The 20,378-nt window shown below is 62.5% G+C and carries 17 protein-coding genes; all 17 read left to right on the forward strand.

What is annotated here, in order from left to right:
* The first annotated feature begins 30 nt into the window (after positions 1-30).
* Positions 31-450 (forward strand): thioesterase family protein, encoded by a 420-nt coding sequence (locus OSA81_09450; protein ID MDE0899230.1) that lies wholly within the window; start codon positions 31-33, stop codon positions 448-450.
* 269 nt (positions 451-719) lie between these two features.
* Positions 720-2,462, forward strand: coding sequence for a tetratricopeptide repeat protein (locus tag OSA81_09455; protein ID MDE0899231.1), 1,743 nt, complete (start codon positions 720-722; stop codon positions 2,460-2,462).
* A gap of 403 nt (positions 2,463-2,865) precedes the next feature.
* Positions 2,866-3,297, forward strand: coding sequence for a hypothetical protein (locus OSA81_09460; protein MDE0899232.1), 432 nt, complete (start codon positions 2,866-2,868; stop codon positions 3,295-3,297).
* Between the two features lie 5 nt (positions 3,298-3,302).
* Positions 3,303-4,226, forward strand: a complete 924-nt coding sequence (gene rsmH, locus OSA81_09465) for a 16S rRNA (cytosine(1402)-N(4))-methyltransferase RsmH (GenBank protein MDE0899233.1) — start codon at positions 3,303-3,305, stop codon at positions 4,224-4,226.
* Positions 4,226-4,507: a hypothetical protein gene (locus OSA81_09470; GenBank protein MDE0899234.1), complete on the forward strand. Its 282-nt coding sequence runs from the start codon at positions 4,226-4,228 to the stop codon at positions 4,505-4,507. Before rsmH ends, OSA81_09470 begins: the two co-directional genes overlap by 1 nt.
* The gene (locus OSA81_09475) at positions 4,504-6,492 is read left to right on the forward strand and encodes a penicillin-binding transpeptidase domain-containing protein (GenBank protein MDE0899235.1); all 1,989 of its coding nucleotides are present in this window, start codon (positions 4,504-4,506) and stop codon (positions 6,490-6,492) included. Before OSA81_09470 ends, OSA81_09475 begins: the two co-directional genes overlap by 4 nt.
* Entirely contained in the window at positions 6,485-8,017 is a 1,533-nt protein-coding gene (locus OSA81_09480) for a UDP-N-acetylmuramoyl-L-alanyl-D-glutamate--2,6-diaminopimelate ligase (protein MDE0899236.1), read from the forward strand. The genes OSA81_09475 and OSA81_09480 overlap by 8 nt, the downstream gene beginning before the upstream one ends.
* Positions 8,014-9,405, forward strand: coding sequence for a UDP-N-acetylmuramoyl-tripeptide--D-alanyl-D-alanine ligase (locus OSA81_09485; protein MDE0899237.1), 1,392 nt, complete (start codon positions 8,014-8,016; stop codon positions 9,403-9,405). The genes OSA81_09480 and OSA81_09485 overlap by 4 nt, the downstream gene beginning before the upstream one ends.
* Positions 9,405-10,511, forward strand: a complete 1,107-nt coding sequence (gene mraY / locus OSA81_09490) for a phospho-N-acetylmuramoyl-pentapeptide-transferase (GenBank protein ID MDE0899238.1) — start codon at positions 9,405-9,407, stop codon at positions 10,509-10,511. Before OSA81_09485 ends, mraY begins: the two co-directional genes overlap by 1 nt.
* A 40-nt stretch (positions 10,512-10,551) precedes the next feature.
* Positions 10,552-11,922, forward strand: coding sequence for a UDP-N-acetylmuramoyl-L-alanine--D-glutamate ligase (murD, locus tag OSA81_09495; GenBank protein MDE0899239.1), 1,371 nt, complete (start codon positions 10,552-10,554; stop codon positions 11,920-11,922).
* Entirely contained in the window at positions 11,919-13,094 is a 1,176-nt protein-coding gene (locus OSA81_09500) for a putative peptidoglycan glycosyltransferase FtsW (protein ID MDE0899240.1), read from the forward strand. The genes murD and OSA81_09500 overlap by 4 nt, the downstream gene beginning before the upstream one ends.
* Positions 13,087-14,232, forward strand: coding sequence for an undecaprenyldiphospho-muramoylpentapeptide beta-N-acetylglucosaminyltransferase (gene murG, locus OSA81_09505; GenBank protein ID MDE0899241.1), 1,146 nt, complete (start codon positions 13,087-13,089; stop codon positions 14,230-14,232). The genes OSA81_09500 and murG overlap by 8 nt, the downstream gene beginning before the upstream one ends.
* Positions 14,229-15,638: a UDP-N-acetylmuramate--L-alanine ligase gene (murC, locus tag OSA81_09510; GenBank protein ID MDE0899242.1), complete on the forward strand. Its 1,410-nt coding sequence runs from the start codon at positions 14,229-14,231 to the stop codon at positions 15,636-15,638. The genes murG and murC overlap by 4 nt, the downstream gene beginning before the upstream one ends.
* Complete coding sequence (locus OSA81_09515) at positions 15,631-16,368, forward strand: FtsQ-type POTRA domain-containing protein (GenBank protein MDE0899243.1); 738 nt, start codon at positions 15,631-15,633, stop codon at positions 16,366-16,368. The genes murC and OSA81_09515 overlap by 8 nt, the downstream gene beginning before the upstream one ends.
* Before the next feature lie 15 nt (positions 16,369-16,383).
* Entirely contained in the window at positions 16,384-17,613 is a 1,230-nt protein-coding gene (ftsA, locus tag OSA81_09520; GenBank protein ID MDE0899244.1) for a cell division protein FtsA, read from the forward strand.
* 62 nt (positions 17,614-17,675) lie between these two features.
* Positions 17,676-18,926 carry a cell division protein FtsZ gene (gene ftsZ, locus OSA81_09525; GenBank protein MDE0899245.1) on the forward strand — a complete coding sequence of 417 codons (1,251 nt, stop codon included), beginning with the start codon at positions 17,676-17,678 and terminating at the stop codon, positions 18,924-18,926.
* A 106-nt stretch (positions 18,927-19,032) separates the two neighbouring features.
* Positions 19,033-20,352: a M23 family metallopeptidase gene (locus OSA81_09530; protein ID MDE0899246.1), complete on the forward strand. Its 1,320-nt coding sequence runs from the start codon at positions 19,033-19,035 to the stop codon at positions 20,350-20,352.
* Positions 20,353-20,378: the final 26 nt, after the last annotated feature.

Here is a 20,378-nt window from a genome sequence, read left to right on the forward strand (position 1 = left end):
TGACCTCCACCTTCCTGCAAGAACGCCACCGTGACCGAAGCCCTAGAAGAATTTCGATTCACCCACTCAGTTCCGGTGCGTTTTCGCGACATCGACATCGGTGGGCATGCTCATCATGCTGACGCCCTCATCTACTTCGAAGAGGCACGATGGGCTTACTGGATAGAGGTTGTGGGCCAAGGGCTCAATGAGCTGGATTACGTCCTTGCCGAGTGTCGCGTTCGTTGGCACGCTCGGGTGCTGTGGCCACAGGAGTTGGCCGTCAGCGTAAGAGTCGTCCGGGTGGGCCGAAAGCACTTTGAGATGGCGTATGAGGTCCGCTCTGCCGAAGGTGAAAAGCTGCAGAGTGGGGCGACGGTCCAAGTGATGTTCGACTACGACACCGGCAAGTCGAAGGCGATGCCCGACGAGCTGAAGTCAATTCTGGAGTCGTTCGACGGCCCGTTCTAGTAGGTCTATTTAGTCCCTGTCGATGGCCGCACCCAGGTGCAACAGGAGTTGGCAGGGGAGACTGGTTTTGCCTTCGACGTTGGCGCTGGGTTTGACCCACGCCATTATTTGTGAATAAATTCACATGCTTCACTTGCCGGGGTGTTTCAGTACAGGGACCTCCGGCTTTTCGTTGGCTGTAAGAGCATCTAACACGTTCGGGTACCGGTTCGGGCGAGACCCGCTTTGGTGGGTCGCTACATGTTGAGAAACCCCAGGGAGATAAGGCCATGCTTGGACGGCTCAAGCTGACACTCATGATCACTGCTGCGGCTGTGATCTTCGCGCCTGCAGCGCAGGTTGCGGCACAGGACGGTGGGCGCTTTAAAGTGCTGATTCCGTACTTCACCCCGCTCGAGGACGCGAAGGACAAATTCGGCAAGGAAGCGTCGAAGGAGCTTCGCGAACTTATGGGTAGCATGCCGACCCACGTGGCCCTGTCGGAGCGAGACATTAAGGATGAGGTCAAGAACTTCGATATGAAGATCCAGGATCTCGACTGCATTCGGACGCGACAGCTCGCGTCGCAGATCGATGTGCCGGTCGTGATTTGTGCCAGCTACACCGAGCAGGCGGACAAGAGTTGGGTCATCTCCGCCGAAGTATGGGACATCGCGGGGTCCGAGTCGTTCCCGATCGAGCCGTTCCCGATTGGTGAGAAGGATGAGGAAGGCGCGGCAGTACACATTTATGACGCGTTCGAGCGCTACTCGACGACGGTCCGTTCAGCGGCCATCTGTAACGATTACTACGCCAGTCAGCAGTGGGAGAACGCTCTCCGCAACTGCGACGAGTCGCTGGGCCTTAATCCGAACTCGATGGGTACTCGCTACCTCCGCGGGCTCGTTCTCTATGAAATGGAGAACCACACGGATGCGCTGATCGAGTTCGAGACGGTTATCGCGGCCAACCCGTACCATGAAGACGCGCTGCAGCGGGCGGGCTACATCGCTGCGCTCACGGACCAGGACACAAAGGCCCGTGAGTACTACTCGCGTTACCTTGAGATCAACCCGGGCAACGCTGCGATCCGCATGCGGATCGCGTATGAGCTGGCCCAGGCCGGTGACCCGGTTGGTGCCATGGAGTTCATTCAGGTCGGACTGGACGTCGATTCCGAGAACGTCGATCTGCACGAGCAGTACGGTGGGTTCGCGTTCAGCGCCGCGCTGGAAATTCAGCAGGAAGCGGCGGTAGGTGCTGAGAACGGCGGTGATGCCGTAGCCCCTGAGGCGGTCGGTTACTACCGCGAGGCGATCGCTTCGTACGAAAAGGTCTTTGAGGCGAAGGGCGCCGAGACTCCGGTGGGCCATCTGTCCAACGTCATTTCGGCATACATCCAACTCGAAGATCTCGAATCTGCGATCTCACTTGGTGAGCGGGTGCTTCAGACCCACGGTGACGAAGATCGCCTGTGGCTTCTTTATGCCGATGCGCTCCAGCGCAATGAGAGACTCGATGACGCGATCACCGCGCTCGACCGAGTCATGGAAATCAATCCGGACCACCCGAATGCTGCGCTCCGTCAGGGTAATTGGCTGATCCAGGCCGGTCGCGTGAGTGACGCAGTGGACGTGCTGAGTGTTGCTGCGGAGAACAACCCACAGCAGGCGCAGCAGGCGGCCCAGATGGTATTCGCCGAAGCCTACCAGAACGGTGTGGAGAAAGACGACTACATGTACGCCGCGTCAGCGGTGTCCGACGCAAAGCGTATTCCGAACCTCTCTGAGACCATGATGAACCAGCTGAACTTCTGGCATGGTTACAGCCTCTATCAGCGGGCCTTGGCCGAGCAGGAGCCGCAGACGCTGCCATCTGCGAATCTGTCGTTGCCAAAGTTCTACCAGGCGCTCGAGTTTCTGAACCTCGCCGGTGACTATCCCGAGTCTGTGGGCGTGAACCTGCAGCAGCTGATCGACAACGCAGGGACGTACATCGAAATCCAGGACGCGATCATCAAGCGCGGTCAGTAGATGATCTGACGGACCCAGCGCCTCGGCGCTGATGGCGCCGCGGGGGAGAGATCCCTCGCGGCGTCTTTTTTGTGCCCCTCTGTCTGAAGATGCAATTGCAGGCCCCCCGGGCACGTTCTGTTGGGCCATCGGGGAGCGACCTCTTTCATGAATCGCCCCACTTCGCCCCACCGCTGATTTTCTCGCCCTCGAGAAGACTTTCGGTTTTCGTTCGGAAAAACGAAAAATTGACCTTGGGGCCAATCAACCTTTATCCCGGATCTATGCCGCCTTCGGGCTATATACGGGTCAAGAGAAAGGTAGGGAATTCGTAAAAAGCACCCTTGACGCGCTGTTCCACGACACCCTACCTTGATCCCAATCATCCCCACTTGCCCCCACTCTGTGCCACCACGGGAGCCACGTGAACGGTTTCGTCGGGCAGTATGAACATCAGATGGATCAGAAGGGCCGCATCAGCCTTCCTTCGGCGTTTCGTCGAGAGGCCGAGGGCGACCACTTCGTTCTGTTGCAATGGGAGGAGGGCTACCTGACCCTCTTTCCCCAGGAGAAGTGGCAGGAGGTCCAGGAGAACTTGCTTGAGTTCCGACGCGCCAATCCCGAAGGGTGGAACCAGGTGCGGATGATCATCGCCAATGCGGTCGAGGTTTCTCCCGACAAGCAGGGGCGGATTCTTGTCCCAGGTGCCCTCCAGGCCTCTGCAGGTCTGTCTGGCGCCGTCCTGCTAAGTGGGAACCTCGATCGGGTAGAGCTCTGGGACCCGGCGACGTACCTCGCCAAGGTCCAGGATCAGGCCGGCGACCTCGACAAGTTCTCATACCGGCTCTTCGGGTAACCGGCATGTCCGAATACCACGAACCCGCAATGGCGCCGGAGGTCCTCGACCTGCTGTCCCCTTCCAAGGGTGGCTTCTACATGGACGGGACGGTCGGGGGCGGTGGGCACACCCGTCTGATCCTCGACGCATGTTCGGACTGCCGCGTGCTCGCCGTTGATCGGGACTCGGAGGCTCTCGACGAGGCACGTGCCTCGCTCGCCGATCACCGGAGCCGGGTCCGCTTTCTCTCGACCCGTTTCGACAACGCCCCGAAAGACCCCGAAGTGAGGGACCGTGGCTTGGACGGCGCACTTCTCGATCTGGGGGTCAGTTCGCACCAGCTCGACGACGACGTCCGTGGCTTCACGTTCCGCCGGGGTGCGCCCCTGGATATGCGCATGGGCGCGGATCAAGGGCCCGACGCACGGATGCTCCTTGCCGTATCGAGCGAAGAAGAGCTGACACGGGTGTTTCGCGATTTTGGCGAGGAGCCACGAGCGCGGCGCCTCGCGCGGGAGGTGGTCAAGCGTCGTGCAACCGAACCTCTCGAAACCAGTGACGACCTAGTTGCGGCGCTGGCCGTTTCCATGGGACGGCCACCGAGCGCGAAAGAAAAGGCACGAATCTTCCAAGCTGTCCGTATCGCGGTGAATGATGAGCTGGAGGCGTTGGAGGTTGGGTTGCCCGCGATTCGCGACGCGATGAAGGCTGGTGGGGTGATGGTGGTGATCGCGTATCACTCCCTTGAAGACCGGGCGGTGAAGAACGCCTTCCGCGAGTGGAGCCGTTCCTGCGTCTGTCCGCCGGAGTTGCCGATCTGCCGCTGCCGTGGGGAGGCACTGGGTCAGACGCTGACGCGAAAAGTGCTTCGACCGTCGGACGAGGAAGTCCAGCGGAATCCACGGGCCCGAAGCGCCCGGCTCCGCGCCTGGCGGAGGGCTGCTTGATGGACGCCAGGGTCCTGGGTCGTGCAGCTATCACCTTTGCGGTCCTCATGTGGAGCCTGGGTCTCGTCACCTGGCGGCAGAGCCGGGCGCTCGAGGCGAATCGCACGCTTGATGACCTTCGTCGCCATGTGTCGGTCGCCCGCGCCGAGCGAGTCGAGATCGATCGTGGTATCCAGACTCTTCGGCGCAGGGTGCGGATTGTCACGGAAGCCGAAGCGCTGGGCATGCATACGCCAGATGCGACGGAGCAGGTATTCCTCTCGGCGGCAGGTGGGTCATGAGCCGCGCTAGGGCGATGACCGATCGGCCGCACCGTTGGCGCAGAGGGGCCGTCCTGGGGGGATGGCTGCTGTGCGTCGGGCTCGTCATTGCCCGCGCCGGGCAGATTCAGGTGGTGCAAGCGGATCGGTGGAAAGCAAAGGCGAATGATCAGCACACCGACCTTGAGGAGGTCGCCGCGCCGCGCGGAGCGATCTATGACCGTGGTGGCTCGCCGCTCTCGGTGACTCGTGACCAGGTCCGCGTGAACATCGCTCCCAACGAGGTCCGGAATCACGATGCATTGCAGGGCGCGCTAGTAGCCGGTCTCGGGCTAAGCGCGACTCGGGCCCGTCAGCATGTCATGAATGAGCGCCGCTGGAACGTCGTCGGCCTCTTCGCACCATCAGTGCGCGAGCAGTTCGCCGGTTTCTCGGGCGTGCACCTGGATCAGGTGTTCCAGCGGTACAGCCCTGCCCGCGATCTCGCACGTGGCGTGCTCGGCGTCGTGATCGACGACGAAGGACGTGGCGGGGTCGAGCGGATCTATGACCACCACCTCCGCGGAACCCCAGGCAGCAGAATCGTGCGACGGAACAACCTGGGCACACCGATCCCCGGCGACCGGGTGATCGTGCAGGCGCCGCAGGCCGGAGGCCAGGTCGTGGTTACGATCGACTCTGACCTGCAGGAGATCGCGCAGGCCGCGCTTCTTGAGGCGATCGACAAGCATGAGGCGCACGGCGGCGACATCCTGATTACGAATCCGTTCTCTGGCGAAATTCTCGCTCTGTTCTCCACCCGTGATGGGCACAATGGCGCCTTGTCCGCGGTCAACGCTCCGTTCGAACCGGGCTCCACGCTGAAGCCATTTACCGTGGCTGGCCTGCTCGACCACGACCTCGCCACGATGCGAGACACCGTCGATGCCGAGAGCGGCCGGTGGCAGGCACCTGGCCGTATCCTGACCGATACGCACACGGAAGGCTGGATGACGCTCCGCGAAGCGCTTCGGGAGTCGTCGAACATCGGCATCGCCAAGATGGCCCAACTGATGTCGCCTGGAGTCCAGTATGAGAATCTCCGTGACTTCGGCTTTGGGACACTCACTGGAGTCGAACTGCCAGGTGAGGTCGCAGGCACGCTGAGACGTCCCGATCGCTGGAGTGCGCTGTCGCCGGCCTCTCTCGCCATCGGTTACGAGGTTTCGGTCACACCGCTGCAGATGGCGATGGCGTACGGAGCGCTGGCCAACGGCGGACTCCTCATGCAGCCCCGTCTGATACGAGAGGTCCGGGCGGCCGATGGCTCCGTGCTCGAAACGTTCGAGCCGTTGGTGGTTCGTCGTGTCGTCGCGAAGGAGACCGCACACCTCGTCGGCGGTGCGCTCGAAGATGTCGTTACGATCGGTACCGGCTCGCTGGCTCAGCTAGGCTCCTTCCGGGTGGCGGGGAAGAGCGGCACGGCTCGCTTCAGCAGCAACGGAGGGTACAGTAGAGGCGACTACTCGTCGTCTTTCGTGGGGTACTTCCCAGCCGACAAGCCACAGCTCGTCGTCTTCGTCAAACTCGATCGCCCGCAGGACGGGACGTACTACGGCGGCGCGGTGGCTGCCCCCGTAACCCGCATGACGATGGAAGCCGCGCTGGCCGCCGCTCCTCCGGCGATTCGGCTGGGCGCACTGGTCAATTCTCAGGCGCGGAACGCGGCTGCACCTTCACTGGCTCCTCAATTCACGAGTGGCCGCCCCATGCGGGCTCTCCCGCCTCTCGAGAGTGGTTGGGACTCCGAGGAAGGCGTCTCGGCAGAGTCGTCCGATGGCCCAGTAAGGCTGCCCGAACTCTCCGGACTGCCTTCACGTCGGGCCATTCTGAATCTGCATCAATTCGGCCTTCGGGCTGCCCATGCCGAATCAGGCGAGGTGATCGGCACGATACCAGTGGCTGGAACACTCGTGATGCAGGGAGACACGATTCGTCTCCGGTACCGGGGTCAGACCTATGAGTGACGCGGTCCGGACGCTCGCTGCTGTCGGAGATGTCCTCCGGTCAGCCGACCTCCTCCGGGAACAGGTTGGCCCGGGGGACGTCGTCGTTCAGGGTGTTGCCCTGGACTCGCGCGCGTGTCGTCCGGGTGACCTCTTCCTCGCGTGGGAGGGGCTCCGTTTTGACGCACACGACTTCGTCGCCGCAGCAGCGGAAGCAGGCGCGGTTGCCGCGATCGTCGAACGCCGAGTCGATGTCGATTTGCCTCAGCTCGTGGTCCACAACGGCCGTCGGGCCGCGGCGCTTGCGAGCTCCGCCGTAATGGGTGACCCGGGGAACGAGATGTTCACGGTTGCAGTCACTGGGACGAACGGGAAGTCGTCTACCGCGATGCTCATCCGGCATCTCTTGTCGCCGGATTTGCCGACCGGGATGATCGGGACGTTTGGACTGTTCGACGAAGAAGGCTTTCGGCCCGGTACCGAGGGGCTGACCACTCCCGATCCTGTTCAGTTGGCGGGTTGGATGCGCGACCTCTCGGACCGCGGCGTTCGCGCTGTCGTGATGGAAGCTTCATCCCATGCACTGGATCAGAACCGACTGGACGGCATCGAGTTCGACGTCGGCGTATTCACGAACCTGTCGCAGGACCACCTGGACTACCACGAGACCATGGAGGCCTATCGCACCGCCAAGGTCCGTCTGGTCGACCTGGTCTCCGGAGACGGTGACATCGTGGTCAACGCCGGGGATCCCGCGTGGGACGGGTTGAATGATGATGCTCGGACGGTTCGCCTGTATGCGGACGCAGATCGCGTTTCAAATTGCGGCCCGGTTCATCTACTGGCTTCGTTCATTGGTCCGGCCGAGACCGGATCGGGTTCGAGAGCCGGAACGACCTTTGGTCTGGTTGTCGACGGAGACGTCGAGAACATGACGATCGTGCGGACGCCTTACCGTGGACGCTTCAACGTCGAGAACACACTCGCGGCGATCGCTACTGCGCTGATTGCCGGTGTGCCGCTCAACCGCATCGTTGAACGTCTCGCCGATGCCCCGGTCATTCCCGGACGACTGGAGCAGGTCTTCGACGGTTTCGACGTCCTCATCGACTTTGCACACACGCCCGGTGCGCTGGAGGCAACGCTGTCTGCGCTTCGGCCCACTGTGCCCGGCAAGCTGATTGTGGTTGTCGGTGCTGGCGGTGACCGTGATACGACGAAGCGCGCGGCGATGGGTGAAGTCGCGGGCCGGCTCTCGGATGTTGTCGTCCTGACATCGGACAACCCTCGGACTGAGGACCCCGAGGCGATCATCGACGATGTCGCCGAAGGTCTCAGTGGCAAAGACTTTTACCGAATCACGGATCGCCGAGACGCGATTCGCAAGGCATTGACCCTCGCCGAGTCACTTGAAGACACGGTGCTTTTGGCGGGGAAGGGGCACGAAACCTACCAAGTGCTCGGCACCGAGAAGGTCCCGTTCGACGAACGCGAAGTCGCGCGCGAGGTAGCCCGTGATCTGTGGTGGTTCGAGGGGTCGGCATGAGCGCCTTCGCCTGGACCGACGAGACGGTGCGCCGTGCGCTGGGCCTGCGGGTCGAACTGGCCGAGGAAGGAGTTAACTTCGGCGGCGTTTCGACGGACTCCCGTTCGGTGGCTGCGGGCGACCTCTATGTCGCGCTCGTTGGTGAGCACTTCGATGGTCACGACTTCGTGGCCGATGCGCTCTCGAAGGGCGCGGGTGCCGCGGTTGTGTCCCGACCTGCTCCGGGCGACCCGGGTGGCCGATTGTATCCGGTCGACGACACACTCGAAGCCCTCGGAAGGCTCGCGGCCCACCGGCGTCAGAAGCTCTCGGCACCCGTTGTTGCCATCACAGGGTCATCCGGTAAGACCTCGACGAAAGAGATGACGGCCGCGGCCCTAGGATCGAAGTTGCGGGTGCACGCGACCCGCGCGAATCTGAACAACCGCATCGGCATGCCGATGACGTTGCTGGCTGTGTCGGACGATGCAGAAGTCGTGGTGCTCGAGCTCGGCACCAATGAGCCCGGAGAGATTCGGGCCCTCGCGCAGGTCGCTCGGCCCGACGTGGCGGTCATTACCACGGTCGGAGAGAGCCATCTGGAGAAGCTCGGTTCGCTCGAGGGCGTGCTGGACGAGAAGCTGGACCTGCTTCGCCACCTGTCGGATGGCGGCCGTTGTATCGTTGGCGATGAGCCATCGGTTCTGGCAGGGCGCGCACGGGCCCTCTGCCCGAGAGTGCGAGTCGTCGGCTGGAGCGATCGCGCCGCCGAGTGCGACCGACCCTCGAATGCGGTGGTCGATGTGTTTGGGGGTTACGCCTTCGAATGGCGCGGACATAGGGTCTCTGCCCCAATGGTGGGTCGGCATGCCGCCTCGAACGCGCTGCTGGCCCTGACGATTTCGGATCTACTGGGTGTCCCGGCTCGTGACGCAGTTCGTGGACTCGCGAGCGCCGACACCGGCTCGATGCGCGGTGAGTTCCAGCGTATCGGGGACCTCACCGTGATCGTCGACTGTTACAACGCCAACCCGCAAAGCGTGCTGGCATCGCTCGACGTGCTCGAGGAGCAGGGCTCGGCGACACGGCGTGCTGCGGTTCTCGGCTCCATGCTCGAGCTCGGCGATGCGACCCAGGGCCTACATGAGCGCGTGCTGGTTGACGCGCTCGAGCGAGATATCGACGTCCTCGTGCTCACGGGGGCTTTCGCGGCGGCTGCGGCGGGACTGGGTGTTTCGGCCACGGGTTCGAAGCGGATCGTGGTCGCGACCGAATGGGCCGACGCGTATCCGGAGCTTCGCTCCCGTCTAGATGGGTCGGAAGTCGTGCTGCTGAAGGCGTCTCGTGGAATCGCGCTGGAAGGGCTTCTTCCACTGCTCCAAGCAGACTATTCCCCGAGAGAGGCCTGATGCTCTATCACCTGCTTCCAAGTCTCTCCGACTCGTTCGGCGTCCTGAACGTGTTCATGTACATCTCGTTCCGCGCCGCCGGAGCTGTCGTCACCTCGCTGGTCATCGCGTTCGCGTTCGGTCCGGGCGTCATCCGCCGCCTTCAGCGTGCCAACGTAGGGCAGGTGGTGCGTGAGGTCGGTCCGGAGACGCACCTAGTGAAGTCAGGGACGCCGACGATGGGCGGGTTGATCATCATCGCGGCGACGACGATATCGACGCTACTCTGGGCCCGCCTCGACAACTGGTACGTCATCCTGGCCGTCATCTCACTCTTGTGGATGGGCGCGATCGGCTTTCTCGATGACTACCTGAAGGTGGTGCGGGGCGAGACACGTGGTCTGATCGCCCGTTACAAAATGATCGGACAGTGGACTTTCGGGCTCGGGCTTGGTGCCTTCCTCGTCTGGAACCCTATCTCTTCGCATCCGACGACTTGGACTTCAGTCCCTTTCTTCGCAGACGCCGCCGCAGCCTTTCCTGTTTCGATCTTCATCCTCTTTACGGCGACGGTGGTCTCGGGCTCCTCCAACGCCGTGAACCTGACCGACGGTCTCGATGGACTGGCAGCGGGCCTGACCACGATTTCGGCCATGACCCTCGGTCTCTTCGCCTATATCGCGGGCCGAGTCGACATGTCCGCTTATCTCGGCTTCTTCTACCTAGAGGGCGCCGGTGAACTCACAATTTTCGCCCTAGCACTGGCCGGTGGAGCGCTCGGCTTTCTCTGGTTCAACACGCACCCGGCGGAAGTCTTCATGGGCGACACCGGGTCGCTGGCCCTCGGAGGAGCTCTCGGCGTCATGGCGATCCTGCTGAAAGCCGAGTTCCTGCTCGTGATCGTCGGTGGCGTGTTCGTTCTCGAAACGCTGTCGGTGATCGTGCAGAAAGGTTGGTTCAAATACACGAAACGTCGGTTCGGGGAGGGGCGCCGCGTCTTCAGGATGGCCCCGATTCACCACCACTTCGAGCTCCTCGGATGGTCCGAGTCTAAGGTCGTCATCCGCTTCTGGATCGTCGGTGTCCTGTTCGCGATGGTCGCGATTAGCACCCTGAAGATCCGGTGAGCGAATTACATGCGATCACGGGAAGCGGTGAAGCGATTTGATGGACCTGTCAGGAAAGAACATTGCTGTCATTGGTATCGGGGCCAGCGGAATCGCCGCTGCCCGATTGGCCGTTGAGAAGGGAGGAGACGTCTATGTCTCGGATTCGCGCACGAATGATGCAGTTACAGCTGGTGGAACCGATCTCGGAGATGCCGGAATCACCGTCGAGCTGGGAGGACACGACATCGAACGGATGGTCGGCGCCGACATCGTCGTCACCAGTCCAGGAATCTCGCCGGACAGTCCAGTGCTTCGATCGCTCGCTCAGCGCGACGTGCGATGGATCTCCGAGCCTGAGTTCGCCGCACGGTTCTACTCAGGTTCACTGATCGGAATCACCGGGACCAATGGAAAGACAACCACCACGCTGCTGGTCGATCACCTCCTCCGAGCTTCGGGGATCCGAAGTGCGGCGGGCGGGAACGTCGGCGGAGGGCTGGCACCTCCGGCGTCGGATCTCGCCCGTGCGAGTGATCAGCCAGACTGGATCGTGCTCGAGATGAGCTCGTTTCAGCTGGCGGGTGTGGAGACGTTCCGTCCGGACATTGGCCTGGTCACGAACCTGTCACCGGATCATCTCGATCGGTACGACGGGGTCGACTCCTACTACGCCGACAAAGCGAGACTCTTCGACAACGCTGATCCCGACAGCGTGTGGGTCCTTCCTGCAGCCGACCGCAAGGTCGCCCAGCTCGCGGGGAAGGCACCCGGCGCCCGTTTCCATTTTGGAGGTGGCTCCGAAAGCGACGCTTTCGTGGAAGGAGACATGTTCACGCTGCGGCACCAGGGTGAGCTCGAAGAGCTCCTCCCGTTGTCTGAGTTCCCGCTCCTCGGAGCGCACAACGTGACCAACGCGCTCGGGGCGGCACTCGTTGCACGCCTGGCCGGAGCTGGACCGGGTGGCATTACCGCAGGCCTCGGGTCCGCAAATGCTCTGCCGCACCGTCTCGCGCCCGTCGCAGACATCGACTCGGTGCTCTGGGTGAATGACTCGAAGGCCACCAACGTAGCTGCAACCGGCAGCGCGCTCGCGAGTTTCGATCGCCCCGTGGTCCTGCTGCTCGGTGGGAAAGACAAAGGGGAGGCGTTTGAGGCTCTGGTGGAGCCCATTTCAGGCCGCGTGAAAGCGGTCCTGGCGTACGGCGCGGTTCGCGAGCGAGCCTTTGAGGAGCTGACGAACCTCGGTGGTGTCTCCCTCGTCATCGAACCCGTCGAAGGCGCCCTCGATCGGGTCGTTGCCCGAGCCAGTGAGATCGCTTCACCCGGAGACGTCGTGCTGCTCTCTCCCGCCTGCTCCAGTTTCGACATGTACGAGAGCTACGAGCATCGTGGCCGGCACTTTGCTGAACTCGTCGGGAGACTCGCATGACCGCGCGCCCAGTCGACCTCGCACCCATCGGGTCGGTTGGACTGCCGGTATCGGGGTTGGGCCGCGGATGGGAGGCGTCGACGATCATGGGGCTGACCCTGCTGATTCTCTCGGTCGGTCTCGTCACGCTCTATAGCGCCTCTTCTGTCTTCGCGATCTCTCAGGGAGAGGCAGACACCTTTTACGTCTTTCGCCAGGCGCAGGGTGCGCTCTTCGGGCTTTGTGTCCTCGCGGTCTGTGCGTGGGTGCCGTACCGCTTTTGGCTGCATGCCGCGTGGCCGCTCCTCGGGTTGAGCATTCTGCTCCTGTTGCTGTGTGTCCTGCCTTGGACCTATGGCATTGCCCCTGTGCGCAACGGCGCCCGTCGCTGGCTGATCCTCGGTGTTTCGTTCCAGCCATCAGAAATCGCCAAGATCGCGATCGTCGTATGGACGGCTGCGATCGCGGTAAGGAAGACGGATCAATTCCATTCACTGCGACGAGGGTTGCTTCCGTTCTTCGCTGTATGGGCCATCGTAATCGGATTGGTCGCACTCGAGCCTGACATGTCTACCGCGATGGTTATCACCATGCTGGGCATCCTGGTTGTCTTTGCCGCCGGCGCTCGCTTCGGACACTTCGTGTTCCTCGCGCTGCTGGTGTCGCCTGTCATGTATGTGATGCTGCAGGTCGACTTCCGAGCCAAGCGAATGCAGAGCTTTCTGAATCCGCTGGCGGATGAGGCGGGGAGTGGCTATCAGGTCACGCAATCGCTCATTGCCTTTGGATCCGGCGGCATCACCGGTGTCGGCTTCGGGGAAGGGAGGCAGAAGTACGGATTCCTTCCGGAATCTCACAATGACTTCATCTTCGCGATGATCGGTGAGGAGTGGGGTCTGCTCGGGGTGGCGCTGCTCGCGGTTTTCTACGTCACGATCGTACTGGTGGGGTTCCGTATCGCGAGCCGTGCTCCGGACCTATTCGGAGAGCTTCTCGCGGTTGGGTTCACCAGCCTGATTGCGGTGCAGGCGATCTTGCACATGGCCGTCGGCCTCGCGCTGGCACCGGCGACTGGGCTGGCATTGCCGCTGGTCTCCTACGGTCGCTCGAACCTGATCATCACCCTGATGGCCCTGGGGATTATCATGTCTGTCGCGCGGGCGGCACCGGGGGGAAAGGCAGCGCATGTCTGAGCCCGGCCCTGTCGTTGTGCTGTCCGGCGGAGGTACCGGCGGTCATCTCTACCCAGCGCTGGCCATCGCAGACGCACTCCGGTCTGCACGACCAGACGTTCGCGTCGTATTAGTGGGTGCTCGGCGCGGACTTGAAGCACGGGTGCTGCCCGAACGAGGCGAGGAGCATGTTCTTCTTCCCCTGCACGGCATCGACCGCAAGCGTCCACTCTCGAGCTGGCGAGCGATCTCGGGCCTTGCGGTCGGCCTTGTCCGCGTCTCGCGCCTTTTCGCTCAGATCCGGCCTGAGGTCGTCGTCGTAACCGGGGGATACGCGGGGGCCGCAGCTGGAATCGCAGCGGGACTCATGGGCATACCGCTCGTCTTGCAAGAACAGAATTCGTATCCGGGTGCAGTCACCCGCCTGCTGACCCGCTTCGCGGCGCGCGTCCACCTGGCCTATCCGGAGGCGATCCGCCTGCTCCCCGCCGCAGCATCCCGCTGTGTCGTCAGCGGAAATCCCGTCCGTGACCGGTCCACCATGGGTCGTGCAGCGGCGCGTCGATCCCTTGGCCTCCCGGAAGATGTGACGCTAACCTTCGTCACCGGCGGCAGTCAGGGATCACTGGCCTTGAATCGTGGGGTGACTTCGTACGTGGAAGGGGTATCTAGAGGAGACGTGCTACGGCCCGAGTTGCTGCACGTGCTCTGGGCGACGGGACGGAAACACTTCGATTCCGTTCAGGCCGCGCTCGATGCGATCGGAACGCTCGAATGGGTGCACCCGCTCCCCTACATCGAAGACATGCCAGGTGCTTTAGCCGCGTCGGATTTCGCACTGTGCCGGTCCGGCGCTATGACGACTGCGGAGCTGTTGAATGAAGGGCTTCCCGCGATCCTGGTGCCGCTCCCGACCGCTGCCGAGGACCACCAGACCTGCAACGCCCGGGCGCTTGAGGCTGCCGGGGCCGCTCGAGTGCTCCCCGAGTCCGAGATGACTGCTGAACGGCTCGGCGCAGAGCTGTTCACCATGGTTCGGAGCCGTACTGAGCTCGCGCAGATGCGAACGAACGCACTCGAACGCGCTCGGCCAGACGCAACGCGCATAATCGCCTCCGATCTTGTCACCATGCTCTCGCCCGATCGGAGAGCCACATGACCGGTCCGCTTGATCTCCGCTCGCTCAGCGATGAGCGTCCGGTGCACTTCATGGGCGTGGGTGGTGCAGGAATGTTTCCGCTGGCGGAGCTTCTGCTCCGTAGCGGGGGCCGCGTGAGTGGCTGTGACATGAAGGCGAGTCAGGCGCTCGAGGATTTGGAAGCACTGGGGGGGCTCGTTTCCGTCGGCCACGATGCAACTCACGTAGAACGGGCCTCCGCACTGGTGGTGACCGCCGCGGTTCCTGGTGATCATCCGGAGATTCAATCTGCGCGGAATGCGGGGACCCCCGTCCTGAAGCGAGCGGAGGCTTTGGGTGCATGGGTGTCTCAGGGGACGGTCGTGGGGATTGCAGGCACGCACGGAAAGACCACAACGGCGGCCATGACCACGGAAATTCTGGCTGCGGCTGGCCAGAACCCTACTGGACTGGTTGGCGGGCGCGTCGCGGAGTGGGGTGGAAACTTGCGCTACGGTTCGCAGGACCTGTTCGTGGTCGAGGCCGACGAATACGACCGCTCGTTCCACACGTTGTCGCCTGATATCGCTGTCGTGACGAACCTCGAGGCCGATCACCTCGACATATATGGTGACCTAGATGGCGTGCGGAGGAGCTTCCTTGAGTTCCTCGCCGGCGTGCGGGGTGGCGGACGGGTGGTCGTCTGCGCCGACGATCACGGAGCGTCCGCTCTGCTCCCGATCATTGGCCCATCTGGGTACACTTACGGTACGGCAGCCGGCTCAATGCTGCGCGCAACGGATATCACGGTTGTCGACGGGGAGACCTGCTGCGTGGTCTACGAAGAGGGAATCCGGGCAGGGACGTTGACGCTCGGCATGGGCGGCCGGCACAACCTGCTCAATGCTCTGGCCGCCGCGGCTTCCGCCCGTGCGCTCGACGCAGATTGGTCTGACATCCTCACGACTCTGGCAAGCTTCGCAGGTGTCGGGCGCCGTTTCGAGCAGATCGGAGAGGCCGCGGGAGTCCTGGTGATCGACGACTACGCTCATCACCCCACAGAAGTCGGGGCGGCACTCCGGGCTGCTCGCTCCATGTACGCCGATCGACGAATCGTCGCAGTATTCCAGCCCCACCTCTTTTCGCGGACTCAGGAGTTCGCCCGCGAGTTCGGTGAATCTCTCGCCATCGCGGATGCCGTTTGGGTGACGGACATCTTTCCGGCACGTGAGGCGCCGATTCCGGGCGTGACCGGCCAGACCATTGTCGACGCGACGGTGACGGCCGGTGCGGCCAGTGTCGCGTATGTCCCGGTGCTCGCCGAGGTAGCCTCGGCGGTGGCTTCGGATCTCGCCTACGGTGATGTCGTGCTGACGCTCGGGGCGGGCTCGATCGAGTCGCTGGGTCCGCAACTCCTCAGTGCATTGGGGGAGCCGACTCATGCGTAGAGAGCTCAAAATCCTGGGTCTGACTCTGGCCCTGAGTCCGGTGGTGATCTGTGGGCCAAGGGCGCTCGATGCCATGGCCGCATTGGAGACCTTTCGGATTTCTGCGTCTGAGATCGAGGTCATTGGGGTACAGTACATCACTCCGGGATCGGTGATTGAGCAGATGGATCTCGGTCAGTTTGCGTCTGTTTGGGGCGACCGCGAGACCTGGGCGGAGCGACTTTCCACCCACCCCCTGATCCTGGATGCAGATGTTCGTCGTCGCCTTCCGAACGGCCTGAGAGTGACTGTCGTCGAGCGGCGTCCTGTCGCTCTGGCGCCGACCCCCACGCTTGAACCAGTGGACGCCGAGGGCTTCCGGCTCCCGATCGATCCGACCGTCCACCGGATGGATCTGCCCATCATCATGTCGGAGCTCTATCCAGAGGCTGAGGCGCCGGTCTTTCCCGACGAGGTCAGGAATCTCGCCGTCGAACTCGAAGCGCTCACGATCGCTGACGGGAAGTTCGTCCAGAACGTGTCGAGTATTGAGCGGGCAGCTGACGGGTCACTGCGAGTTCACCTGATCAAGCCCTCCGTCGAGTTCCTGATTCCCGAGGGGACGCCTGTGGTCCGGCTCCGTGAAGCCCAGGCCGCCCTTCGACACGCCATGTCCCAGAACCCAGGCCACGTCCCTGCGGTCATTGATCTACGTTTTTCGGGCCAGGTCGTGGTCCGTCGCGTCCGGTAGCGAGAGAAACTCCTTATGCGTTCAAATTTGATTGCTGGCCTAGACATCGGAACCGCCAACACGTGCGCGGTAATCGGCGAGGTGTCGGGCGACTCCCGCAGGCCGGGTCTCACCATCCTTGGTGTGGGTCAGGCGCCGACCGCTGGATTGCGTGGCGACATGGTTACGAACATCGATGAGATGACCGAGTCGGTACGGGCTGCGATGAGCGAGGCTGAACTCATGGCCGGCGTCACCGTGGATCGGGTCTACGCAGGCATTGGCGGCAGCCATGTCCGGGCGACCAATTCGATGGGTGTGGTCGCGATCTCTGGGGACGAAGTCACATCCGACGACATTGAGCGAGTGCACATCGTGGCCCGCGCCGTCGCGCTTCCTCCCGATCGCGAGATGGTGCACGCGATCCCGCAGGAGTATCGAGTCGACCATCAGCGGGGCATCAAGGACCCACTGCGCATGTCGGGCGTTCGCCTCGAGTCCGAGGTCTTTCTTGTGACGTGCCAGGTCACGGCGTTCGCGAACATCACCAAGGCGGTGAACCATGCAGGCTACCGGGTGCAGGAACTGGTCCTCGAACCACTCGCCGGCGCGCGGGCCGTTCTCACGGAAGATGAGAAGGAGGTCGGCGTCGCGATGGTCGAGATCGGAGAGAATACGACCAACGTCGCGGCCTACTATGAAGGGAAGATTCATCACGTAGCGATTCTGCCGCTCGGTGGAGCAACCCTGACGGCGGACCTGATGCGTGGCCTCGCGGTCCCGCACAAGGAAGCGCGGCTGGCCAAGGAGCGTCATGCCAAGGCGTTCGCCCAGATGGTGGATCCTCGTGAGACCGTGGAACTCCCGGGGGCGGCACCTGGGCAGATGCGCTCCGTGGCCTGCGAACTCATCGCGCACATCGTCGAGCAGCGTCTGGATGAAATCTTCGGAATCGTCCAGGCCGAGCTTCAGGACAACGACGCGCTCGACAAACTCGGTGCCGGCATCGTGCTCACCGGTGGCACCACAGCCATACCAGGTATCGTCGAGCTCGCCCAGCAGATTTTCGCCTCGCCGGTGCGTCTCGGTGTGCCGAGCGAAGGGCTGGGTGGCCTCGCGGACACGGTTTGCCGCCCTCGCTTTGCGGTAGGGACAGGCCTCGCGCTCTGGGGTGCGGATCGCTTCGCCGAGACCGGACGCGGCGCGTCTACACGGACCTCCGGCATCGTTACCAAGCTGGGTACGTGGCTCAAGGAATTTTTCTAAGTGATTGGTATAAATGGTTTTATTGACGAAGTTCTAATAATCTCCGCTAGGGAGGAGAGTAAATGATGATCTTCGAATTCGAAGAGAGCCCCATCGCGAACGCCCGGATGAAAGTCGTGGGCGTCGGGGGAGCCGGCGGAAACGCCGTCAATCGCATGATCGACGAGGAACTTGAGGGCGTCGAGTTCATTTCGATGAACACCGACGGCCAGGCACTCAAGAGTTCGCAGGCGCAGATCACCCTGCAGATCGGCAAGAAGCTGACGCGCGGGCTCGGTGCTGGCGCTCGTCCGGAAGTAGGCCGGCAGGCGCTTGCCGAGAGCGAGCAAGAAGTCCGACGAGCGCTCGAGGGCGCTGACCTGGTCTTCATTACGGCTGGGATGGGGGGTGGTACAGGTACAGGGGCAGCACCTCTCGTCGCGGAAATCGCTCGTGACATGGGTGCGTTGACCATCGGTGTTGTTACCAAGCCCTTCTCCTTCGAGGGGAAGAAGCGCGAGCGTCAAGCCATGCAGGGCTTGGCCGAGCTTCGTCGCGCGGTCGACACTATGATCCTGGTGCCGAACGATCGGCTGCTCGCGGTGGTTCCGAAGGGGACGTCCTTCGCGAGTGCCCTCAAGAAGGCTGACGAAGTTCTCCTGCATGCGACGCAGGGTATTTCGGACCTCATTCGCGTGACTGGTGAAGTGAACGTCGACTTCGCGGATGTTCGCACCATCATGTCTGTGCGAGGTCCTGCCCTCATGGGCTCAGGCTTCGGCGAAGGCGACAACCGGGCGCAGGAAGCTGCCCAGGAAGCGATCTCCTCTCCGCTCCTCGACAACGTGTCGATTGCGGGCGCAAAAGGCGTTCTGATCAACATTACCGGGGGCATGGACCTCGCCATTGACGAGGTTACGGAGATCTCTTCCATTATTCAGGAAGAGGCGGGGGACGAAGCCGAAATTATCTTTGGCGCCGTTCACGACCCGGATCTGGAAGAAAAAATTCGCGTGACGGTGATCGCGACCGGATTCGATTCGGAAGACGACGATGACAAGGTGATCCAGGGCAACTTCGGCCGTACCCGTCCACGGACTCCGGTTCCGGTCGAGCCGGTGCAGTCGGCCCAGACCATGGAGCCGGTTGACCAGCCGGCGCTCGAGCCACCGCCGATCTTTGTGCAGGCGGAACTGCCCGAGGTTCGGATGGCCGTGGGTGGTGGTGGGGGCGAGTCCGTTCTCCCTCTCAGCAGGTTCCCCGAGAGGAAGGTGTCTCGGGCGCAGATCGATGGTTTGGACATTCCGACGTTTATTCGTCGCCAGATGGATTGACCGGTTCCCTAGTACCGGTTCTTTACCATAGGGCGTTCGACTGCCCGGCGGAGACGTTCGCCGGGTAGTTGTGCCCTCTGGTGAGCACACAGGAACTGAGGAGCGCATGAGGGATCGAAGTTCACAGCACATGGTGCAGATAGGAGCGTTCGCAATTCTGGCGTTCGCCCTTTCGGCATGCGGCAGACAGGCGCCCGAGGTGGGGCGTCTCAGCGTCGTGTATGCGCAGCCGGCTGAGCGTGTGGAGATCTTTACACTCGGCGCCGGGCAGACCTTCGGTGGACTTCTCAACCGAGAGCTTAGCGCGAATGAGCAAGCGAATCTTTTGCTCGCGTTTCAGGAGCATGCCGACCCCAGACGTATGCGGGAACGCACAGAGATCACGCTGCGATACCTGACAGACGAAACGGACATCCGCGGCATCGATGTGGCGCTCAGCCCCGATCGTACCGTGCGTCTCGACCGCGATATCGCTGGCTGGCACTCTGATTTGATTCAGACGCCGGTCTATATCGACACGCTTTTTGCACGTGGTGAGATCGATGGCCAGGGGAGCCTCTGGAGCGCGGTCGTCGACAATCCCGTGCTCAACCAGGTCGACTACGCCGACCGCAACGACCTGATCGACCACCTGGATCGAGTCTTCCAGTGGTCGATCGACTTTTCTCGGCAACTCCGCGTCGGCGACACGTACCGCTTCGCCTTCGAGCGTGAAGTTCGCCCTGACGGTTCGATGCGTGCCGGGCGACTGCTTGCCGCCGAGTTCCAGAATGCGGGCACGCCCTACCACGCTGTATATTTCGACCCGAACGGTGACGGTGAGGGATCGTACTTCGACCTGGAGGGGGAGTCCGTCCGCAGGGCGTTCCTCCTGAAGCCGCTCGCTTATCGTCGGATTTCTGGCCGTTTCACCAACTCACGACGGCATCCGGTCCTCAACACGATTCGCGCGCACCGCGGGATCGACTATGCGGCCGATGCGGGCACAGAAATCATGGCGACGTCTGACGGTGTCGTGATCCACCGAGCGCCAAAGGGCAGCTTTGGGAACACGGTCGAGATCCGGCACCCGAACGGATGGGTGACGCGATACGCCCACCTGAGGGCGTTCAAGAACGGTGTGTACGTGGGGACCCGCGTTCGACAGAGTGACATCATTGGCTACGTCGGTATGACTGGACTCGCCAGTGGTCCACACCTTCACTACGAGATGCTCCAGAACGGACGTCAGTTCGATCCGTTATCGGTCGATCTACCAGCCGGTGATCCTGTCCCCTCCGATGACATGGTCCGCTGGAGATCCGCGAAGAACCGACGCGTGGCACTGCTCAAGACAATACCGCGCGCGGGTCCGGTGCGGACATTCGTAGAAGATGTGGCTCCCAGTGATGCGCCGGATCAGCCTTCCGGAGGGGGACAGAGGTAGCCTTGTCGGGCAGTTCCCCCGACGTT

The organism is Longimicrobiales bacterium, from assembly GCA_028823235.1.
Lineage (GTDB): Bacteria > Gemmatimonadota > Gemmatimonadetes > Longimicrobiales > Gaopeijiaceae > UBA2589.

Excerpts from the sequence above, each read along its gene's own strand:
- OSA81_09500 (MDE0899240.1), top strand. The coding sequence starts at position 11,919 with ATGACCGCGCGCCCAGTCGACCTCGCACCCATCGGGTCGGTTGGACTG.
- rsmH (MDE0899233.1), top strand. The coding sequence starts at position 3,303 with ATGTCCGAATACCACGAACCCGCAATGGCGCCGGAGGTCCTCGACCTG.
- murC (MDE0899242.1), top strand. The coding sequence starts at position 14,229 with ATGACCGGTCCGCTTGATCTCCGCTCGCTCAGCGATGAGCGTCCGGTG.
- murG (MDE0899241.1), top strand. The coding sequence starts at position 13,087 with ATGTCTGAGCCCGGCCCTGTCGTTGTGCTGTCCGGCGGAGGTACCGGC.
- OSA81_09475 (MDE0899235.1), top strand. The coding sequence starts at position 4,504 with ATGAGCCGCGCTAGGGCGATGACCGATCGGCCGCACCGTTGGCGCAGA.
- ftsA (MDE0899244.1), top strand. The coding sequence starts at position 16,384 with ATGCGTTCAAATTTGATTGCTGGCCTAGACATCGGAACCGCCAACACG.
- OSA81_09530 (MDE0899246.1), top strand. The coding sequence starts at position 19,033 with ATGAGGGATCGAAGTTCACAGCACATGGTGCAGATAGGAGCGTTCGCA.
- OSA81_09455 (MDE0899231.1), top strand. The coding sequence starts at position 720 with ATGCTTGGACGGCTCAAGCTGACACTCATGATCACTGCTGCGGCTGTG.
- ftsZ (MDE0899245.1), top strand. The coding sequence starts at position 17,676 with ATGATGATCTTCGAATTCGAAGAGAGCCCCATCGCGAACGCCCGGATG.
- OSA81_09480 (MDE0899236.1), top strand. The coding sequence starts at position 6,485 with ATGAGTGACGCGGTCCGGACGCTCGCTGCTGTCGGAGATGTCCTCCGG.
- OSA81_09470 (MDE0899234.1), top strand. The coding sequence starts at position 4,226 with ATGGACGCCAGGGTCCTGGGTCGTGCAGCTATCACCTTTGCGGTCCTC.
- murD (MDE0899239.1), top strand. The coding sequence starts at position 10,552 with ATGGACCTGTCAGGAAAGAACATTGCTGTCATTGGTATCGGGGCCAGC.
- OSA81_09485 (MDE0899237.1), top strand. The coding sequence starts at position 8,014 with ATGAGCGCCTTCGCCTGGACCGACGAGACGGTGCGCCGTGCGCTGGGC.
- mraY (MDE0899238.1), top strand. The coding sequence starts at position 9,405 with ATGCTCTATCACCTGCTTCCAAGTCTCTCCGACTCGTTCGGCGTCCTG.
- OSA81_09515 (MDE0899243.1), top strand. The coding sequence starts at position 15,631 with ATGCGTAGAGAGCTCAAAATCCTGGGTCTGACTCTGGCCCTGAGTCCG.